Raw genomic sequence first — 7401 nt, 5'->3', positions numbered from 1 at the left:
GGAGGAGGAATCCCAAAAGAAATTATAAATAATATTTTTGACCCGTTTTTTACAACAAAAGAGGTTGGCAAAGGAACAGGATTAGGCTTAGACATCACGCAGCGCATCATTCAGCAGCACAAAGGCAGCATAAAAGTACATTCTGAAAACGGAAACACCACCTTTGAAATTTGTATTCCTATCAAAAAAGAAAGTTAATTGTAATTTTTTACTTTTCTGAACAACTTACTGGCTGTTCTGTTTTTCTATGGTTATCTCAAAGGTAAGCCTTTTGACCTACACAATACAGATATTTTTTTCTATTCTAAATTCAATAATCTAAACTTTACATTTATTCATGTCTAACAAAAAACTTTTTATCATCATTGGTGCTGTCGTTTTATTCGTTATCTTAGGTGTAACAGGCAAAAAAATGGGGTGGTTTGGTACACCAGAAGGCATTGAAGTAGAGTTTTTACCTGCTAAACGTGTTCAGATAGTGGAAAGAGTGAGTGCGTCAGGCAAAATTTATCCAGAAGTAGAGGTAAAGCTCTCTCCAGACGTATCTGGAGAAATTACAGAATTATTGGTAAAAGAAGGAGACTCTGTCAAGGAAGGACAACTGCTTTTAAAAATTCGTCCTGACACTTATCAAACTGCCGTCGACAGAACTCGTGCTTCTCTAGGTTCACAAGGAGCAAATATAGAACAAGCTAATGCAAGATTACAACAATCAAAAGCACAGTATTTTAGAGCTAAGGCAGATTTTGGAAGACAAAAACAGCTTTATGAAGACAAAATAATTTCCTTACAAGATTTTCAAGCTGCCGAAGCAAGTTTTAAAGTTGCTGAATCTGAACTTCAAGCTGCCGAAAAAACAGTAGAAAGTGCAAGATATGCCTTGCAAAGTGCTAGAGCCACCTTGCAAGAGGCACAAGCTAACCTCTCTCTGACTACTATTTTTGCTCCACAGAGTGGAATTATTTCCTCTCTCAATGTAGAAGAAGGCGAACGTGTGGTAGGAACAGTACAAATGACAGGAACAGAACTTTTGCGTATTGCTGAATTTAAAAATATGGAAGTTAGGGTAAATGTGAATGAAAATGATATTATCCGAATTGAAATGAACGATACAGCTTATGTTGAAGTAGATGCCTATGAAGACCAAAAGTTTATTGGTATTGTTACTTCTATTGCCAAATCTGCTAATAATTTACAAACTGTTACGGCTGATGCTGTTACCGAGTTTGAGGTCAAGATTAGAATGGAAAGAGATTCATATAAACAATTATTAGAAAAAAGAAATTTTCCTTTCCTTCCTGGAATGACGGCAAATGTAGAGATTATTACCAACAGAAAAAACAATGTACTTGCTGTTCCGTTGGCAGCCGTTACGGTTCGTAAAGAGGGAGAAAAAAAGGAAGAAAAAGGTGGATGGGGTAAGAAAAAAGATGACGATAATGAAGATAAAGATTCTAAAAATGCTACAAAAGAAAAAGTTAAAGAGGTTGTCTTTGTCAGAGATGGAGACAATCAAGTTAAGAAAGTAGAAGTCAAAACAGGGATAAGCGACTTTGAAAATATAGAAATTTTAAGTGGGGTAGAAGAAGGAAAAGAAGTGGTGGTTGCGCCATACAATGCAGTTTCTAAAACTTTGGAAGATGAAAGCAAAGTAAGAATTGCAAAAGACAAAAAAGCAAAGTAAATTGCAAGATATTATTAATGTAAAATGGAAAAGTCTGCAAACAGTATCATATTCTACATTTGTAATTAGCTGCTTTCGCCTAAAATAGCCTATTGTATTACTTCAAGACAAAATTATGACATTAGCTAATATAGATTTTTATAGAAATATTCAAATAGAAAAATTTAAAGAACTTGCAGGGGTTACAGGGTTTGACACAGGCATTGATATCGACCAAATATACCCTCAAATAAAAGATGCAAAAGTCATTGCAGAACTAGGTGTTGGTTATGGTAGAGCCATCGAAGAACTTGAAAAGCGTGGTTTTGAAGGTAAAATTTATGGTGTAGAAAGAGTACAAGCTTTTGTTGATTATATACAAAATGAATACGACAATGAAAACTTGTCTATGCTGCATCAAGATATTGAAGAGTTGGAACTACCAGAAAAAGTAGATGCTGTTTTGTGGCTTTGGTCTGGCATATTAGAACAAAACCTAGAGCAACAACGAGATTCTATTTGCAAAATTAGAAAATATCTCAAAACAGGTGGCAAATTGTTTATTGAAGCCCCACAAGACAAAATAAAGTTTGTGGGAATGAAAATCAATAAACACTATATCCGTGTAGAAATGGATTGGGGAACGCTAGATGCTTACATGCCTTACGAAGAAGATATGCATCTTATCAAAGAATCTTGTCATTACAAATCTTTAGAGCTTATAAAATATCAATCTACAACAGGATTGGATAGGGTTTTTTATGTTTTTGAAAACTAAACTACTTACTAGCCTTTACACTCAGACCTTTAGTAAGGATAATCCATGCATTATCCCTACCGATAATTACCTAAATTTACCACAACTTGATAACTACAAAACTACCAAAAGTAGGCACAACTATTTTTACAGTAATGTCTGCATTGGCTCAAAAACACAATGCTATTAATCTTTCCCAAGGTTTTCCAGATTTTAAAGTAGATAATACTTTACTACAAGAAGTTACTAGAGCAATGCAAAACAATTTCAACCAGTATGCTCCTATGGCTGGTTTTATGCCCTTACGTGAACAAATTGCTCAAAAAATAGAAAATATATACAATATAAATATTTGCCCAGATACTGAAACAACTGTTCTTTCAGGAGCATCAGAAGGGATTTTTGCTGCTATTGCTGCCACAGTAAGAGAAAATGATGAAGTGATTATTTTCGAACCTGCTTATGATTTATACGTTCCTGCTATTGAACTACAAGGAGGAATTGTAAGACGAGTTTCTCTTTCTGCGCCTAGTTTTAGACCCGATTTTGAACAACTCAAACGCCTTATTTCGCCAAAAACACGCTTGATTATTTTCAATACACCACACAATCCGACAGGTTCTGCGTGGACAAGTGAAGACTTGAAAGCCTTAGATTCGCTTTTGGAAGGAACTCAAATTTTGGTAGTGAGTGATGAAGTGTATGAACATCTAATTTTTGATAATAAAAAACACGAAAGCGTTTTGGCATATTCAAATTTGAAAGAACGTTCGTTTGCTGTTTTTTCATTTGGCAAGACCTTTCACGCCACAGGCTGGAAGGTTGGCTATGTTGTAGCTCCTAAAAAACTTACCAAAGAACTTCGAAAAATACATCAGTATATTACTTTTAGTACTGTTACGCCCATTCAAGTTGCTTTGTCAGAGTTTTTAAAAAATGAAGAAAACTATATTCATTTAGCCTCTTTCTATCAAGAAAAAAGAGATTATTTGTGCAAACTCTTAGAAGAAACCAAATTTAGATTTACGCCATCTGAAGGAACATATTTTCAGCTTGTTGATTATTCGGCTATTTCAGAGGAAAAAGATACAGATTTTGCTATTTGGCTTACTGAAAATATTGGAGTAGCTAGTATTCCAATTTCTCCATTTTATCAAAATGAAAACGATAATTCAGCCAAAATGCTTCGTCTTTGTTTTGCAAAAAATAATGAAACCTTAGAGAAAGCTGTAGAGAAATTGAGTAAAATTTAGAAAGTTATATGGACACACAAACACCAACACATTTAGTCATTAATTGGATAGATATAGAAAATAGTACAATTTTAGTAGGAGCAACTGATAATTTGCGTTGGAAATGGGACACAGAAGAAGGGATGAGTGGAGCAGATGCTTTTTCCTTCGTATGTGCAGAAGTAGAGTTTTATCCTTCTCACCTACGGCAATCACCTAATCGAAAAGCTACTTTTCACTGCGACCACGAAAACTCTGATGGTCTGATGAGTTTGGCAACAAAAGGCTTGGCAGATTTATTTAAAATCGCTTACAAAATAAAAGACCAAAATCTAAAGCTCAACGAAGCAAGAGAAAAATATTTTGGTCTTGAGATATTTTTGGATAAAAAATAATTTACCAAAACTACTCTTTATCTAGTTTTTTCCATACCTCAAAATATCCTTTTTGGAAATTTTTATTAAGTGCAGGGTCTAACAAAACATATCTTGTAATGACTTCTTCTGGGCTGGCTTCTGGCTGGAGATAATAATCTTTTTTACCAATATCTTGTCCCAACTGTTGCCATTCATTTTTAGAAATTTCTACTTCTGTAAGACGTTTGAGAAGAGAGTTTGTTAAAGGCAAATCTAATTGAGAATAACGGACTGCTGAATAAAGAAGAAGTTCTTTTTCTGTTTGTATTTGAAGCTTTTTCCCCAAATGCTTCCAAAACGAAGTAGAATCAGCTTTTGTAAGTCCCTCTGCAAGTCCTATATTTAGTTCTAAGGAATTAAGAGCTTCTTCCCAGTTCTGAATCACGATAGCATCTTTTGTTCTTTTTGCCAATTTTTGGGTGAGTATTGCTTCATGTCTGCTTAGTTTTTCTCGGCTATCTTTGTCTTTTGTATTCAAAATAGATTTCGATTTTGTTACAAAATCGACAGCTTCTGACAAGTTATTTTCATATAACGAACTTGTAATTTGTGCATCTAGGTACTCCAACTGGTCTTTTTGTGCTTTTGCAAGGCGTGGAGCAAGTTGGTCGTCGCAGTTGGGAAGAAATGGATTTTCTAAGCAAATTTCTTTGGCTTGAGAGAAAAAATGAAATGCTTCATCAAACTCTAAGTTTTTGGCTGCATAATCACCTTTTCGCACAAAAAAGGCAAACAAATCGTAATAGACACTCTCAATAGATGCTCTCAAATCGTTTTCGTTTTCCAATACAGTATTCAACTTTTCTCCTTTTGGCAAATGAGAAAGGTCTTGACGAGCATTTTCAAAATCTCCTTCTTGATAAAAAAGTTGCGCTCTACGAATTAAAGAAGGCGCATGAGTAGGACATTTTTGTAATACAGAACTAAATGCCATTTGAGCAGAGTTTGCCTTTGCTTCTTCCAAGAATTTTTTTCCTTTCTGATATTCATCTTGGCAGAATTTTTCTGATTCAGTCGTTTTAGTAAAGACTGTCGAATGAGTTTGTGTATAGGTGGTCTTAAGCTTGCTAAGTTGTTTACGAAGCTCTGCTGGGTCTTGTCCTTCTGTTATGAGTTCGTTGGAGTAGGCATCCAATTTTTTAATGGCTTTCTGAATGTATTCTAATTTTTGTTTTACTTCTGTGTCATCTTGTATTTTTTTGTTTCGAATGGCTTCTAAATCTTGCAAAAACTCTTTGATTTTTTGTGATTCTTTGTAGTACTCATCAATCAGCGTTACACGAGAACGCAGAGCTTTCTCTTGTAAGTCTCCATAATGAAAAACTATATTTTCTATCAAGATAGGACGTATATCATCTGATTTGGTAAACGCAACCTCTACATTTAGCTTGTGGTTTACATCAAATTCTACATTACTAAACTCTTTCTTTATCGTCGAATCGTCTTCCTTTTGATTTTCGTGTCCCCAAATAATATTAAAACTAATTTGTTCGGGTAATAAATAATCAGCTATTGAAAGATTTCGATATGTTCCTCCTACAACTTCCTTAGAGAAAAACGCAATATTATAGTTTCCTTCTTTTTCTGAATCGTGTGCAATTTCTACATCATATTTCAACTCATAAGAAGATTTTGTTTCATATTTAGATAAAATCTCTAAAGCAAATTGAGGAAATGTATCCCCTTGTAATGTAGGAGATTTATCTTTTTCGAAAGTAAATTCCATCACACTAATCTCATTTTCATCTAGCTTATTTACAGTAGAAACTTGCCCTAAAACCAACGAAAACATGGAAGAGAATAAGGATAAAATAAGTGTAAAACACAATTTTGGTAGCAAAAAACTGCTTGTAGTAGAAAAAAAATGATTCATAAAATCGAATATATATTTATAATTTTGCCTCAATGCTACTATAACCTTTAAGAATTTTATAGTTTTATAACGGAAATATACACAAAACCTTATAAAATACACAACAGACTACTACTGAGAAATTTTGTTTTATTTTGAAGAAATTCTGATTCAAAATATTTTCATTTATTTTTGTTCCTTCTATAATTTCCTCAAAACATTTTATATAAAAAAGTATTTATCCATTTTGATAATTACCTTTGTGCTTTTGTTTTGTTTAATTAACTGCAAATAGGCATTTAATTAATCGCTAAAAATTAATCACTACCTCATTTGCTTATGAATTTTTCTGTAACAGACAACCATTTTTTTAAGGAAACTTCTCTTTTAAAAGAAGAAAAAAAAGGAATAATTACTCACAGAAGTCCCTCAAATATTGCTCTGATAAAATATTGGGGCAAACATGGCGTACAGCTTCCCAACAATCCTTCTCTTAGTTTTACGCTTACCAATGCTTTTACAGAAACAAAACTAGACTATCAAACCAAAAACGAAACAGAGTCTAAATCTGAAATTTCTTTAGAGTTTTGGTTTGAAAACAAGAAAAACGAAAAATTTGAACAAAAAATACGTAAGTTTTTAGAAAGTCTGTTGCCTACACAGCCTTATTTGGGTTTTGTTCATCTCAAAATATACTCTCAAAATTCCTTTCCTCACTCGGCTGGGATTGCTTCGTCAGCTTCTAGTATGGCAGCTTTGGCTCTTTGCTTGTGCGATTTGGAAAAAAGACTGTTAAATACACTTCAAAACACAGAAGAATTTTATCAAAAAGCCTCCTATTTGGCTCGTTTGGGTTCTGGAAGTGCGGCTCGTTCTGTTTATTCAAACATTCCCATCACAACGTGGGGAAAAACAGATGTGGTAAAAGATTCGTCTGACCTTTGGGCAAGTCCTTATACTTTACCTATCCACGATATTTTTCAAAATTATCAAGATACGATTCTGATAGTTTCAGCAGAAGAAAAAAGTGTTTCTAGTCGTGCAGGTCATGCGCTTATGGAAACGAATCCATTTGCCAAAACTCGTTATGAACTGGCTCACTCCAACCTTCAAAAATTAGCATTTGCACTAGAAAACGGTGATACAGATACATTTATTGAAGTTGTAGAAAATGAAGCCTTTGTTTTACATGCGCTGATGATGTGTAGCTCTCCTCCTTTTATTTTGATGGAAACAGGAACACTAACCATTATTAAAAAAATTCAAGCCTTTAGAAGAGAAACAAACATTCCTATCTGTTTTACGCTTGATGCAGGTGCAAATGTACATGTTTTGTATCCGAACAAATACAAAAAAGAATGTTTAGACTTTATAGACAAAAAACTAAAACCGTTTTGTTTTGAAGGAAAATACTTGAAAGACCATGTCAGTAATCAGTAATCAGTAATCAGTAATCAGTAATCAGTAATCAGTAATCAGTA

The 7401-nt window shown here is 33.8% G+C and carries 7 protein-coding genes; 6 read left to right on the top strand and 1 reads right to left on the bottom strand.

What is annotated here, in order from left to right:
• The 5 genes from QZ659_RS10425 to QZ659_RS10405 form a co-directional block, all read left to right on the top strand.
• Window positions 1-198 (top strand): ATP-binding protein (locus QZ659_RS10425; protein WP_291725752.1); only part of this gene is annotated, 198 nt, incomplete at its 5' end.
• Between the two features lie 139 nt (window positions 199-337).
• Window positions 338-1684, top strand: coding sequence for an efflux RND transporter periplasmic adaptor subunit (locus QZ659_RS10420; RefSeq protein WP_291725751.1), 1347 nt, complete (start codon window positions 338-340; stop codon window positions 1682-1684).
• Between the two features lie 115 nt (window positions 1685-1799).
• Entirely contained in the window at window positions 1800-2441 is a 642-nt protein-coding gene (locus QZ659_RS10415; RefSeq protein WP_291725750.1) for a class I SAM-dependent methyltransferase, read from the top strand.
• An 86-nt stretch (window positions 2442-2527) separates the two neighbouring features.
• Window positions 2528-3673: a methionine aminotransferase gene (locus QZ659_RS10410; RefSeq protein WP_291725749.1), complete on the top strand. Its 1146-nt coding sequence runs from the start codon at window positions 2528-2530 to the stop codon at window positions 3671-3673.
• Between the two features lie 8 nt (window positions 3674-3681).
• Complete coding sequence (locus QZ659_RS10405) at window positions 3682-4047, top strand: hypothetical protein (protein ID WP_291725747.1); 366 nt, start codon at window positions 3682-3684, stop codon at window positions 4045-4047.
• Between the two features lie 10 nt (window positions 4048-4057).
• Here the strand turns inward: QZ659_RS10405 and QZ659_RS10400 are convergent, their stop codons facing one another.
• Complete coding sequence (locus QZ659_RS10400; protein WP_291725745.1) at window positions 4058-5941, bottom strand: hypothetical protein; 1884 nt, start codon at window positions 5939-5941, stop codon at window positions 4058-4060.
• A gap of 318 nt (window positions 5942-6259) precedes the next feature.
• On the opposite strand from QZ659_RS10400, the gene QZ659_RS10395 reads away from it, so the two are divergent.
• Window positions 6260-7360 (top strand): diphosphomevalonate/mevalonate 3,5-bisphosphate decarboxylase family protein, encoded by a 1101-nt coding sequence (locus QZ659_RS10395; RefSeq protein WP_291725743.1) that lies wholly within the window; start codon window positions 6260-6262, stop codon window positions 7358-7360.
• Window positions 7361-7401 lie beyond the last annotated feature (41 nt).

It is taken from the genome of Bernardetia sp., assembly GCF_020630935.1.
Lineage (GTDB): Bacteria > Bacteroidota > Bacteroidia > Cytophagales > Bernardetiaceae > Bernardetia.
The sequence above is the reverse complement of the archived record's forward strand: the minus strand, read 5'-3'. Positions and strand labels throughout refer to the sequence as shown.

Coding starts and splice junctions, on each gene's coding strand:
- QZ659_RS10400 (WP_291725745.1), bottom strand. CDS start 5,941: ATGAATCATTTTTTTTCTACTACAAGCAGTTTTTTGCTACCAAAATTG.
- QZ659_RS10420 (WP_291725751.1), top strand. CDS start 338: ATGTCTAACAAAAAACTTTTTATCATCATTGGTGCTGTCGTTTTATTC.
- QZ659_RS10405 (WP_291725747.1), top strand. CDS start 3,682: ATGGACACACAAACACCAACACATTTAGTCATTAATTGGATAGATATA.
- QZ659_RS10415 (WP_291725750.1), top strand. CDS start 1,800: ATGACATTAGCTAATATAGATTTTTATAGAAATATTCAAATAGAAAAA.
- QZ659_RS10395 (WP_291725743.1), top strand. CDS start 6,260: ATGAATTTTTCTGTAACAGACAACCATTTTTTTAAGGAAACTTCTCTT.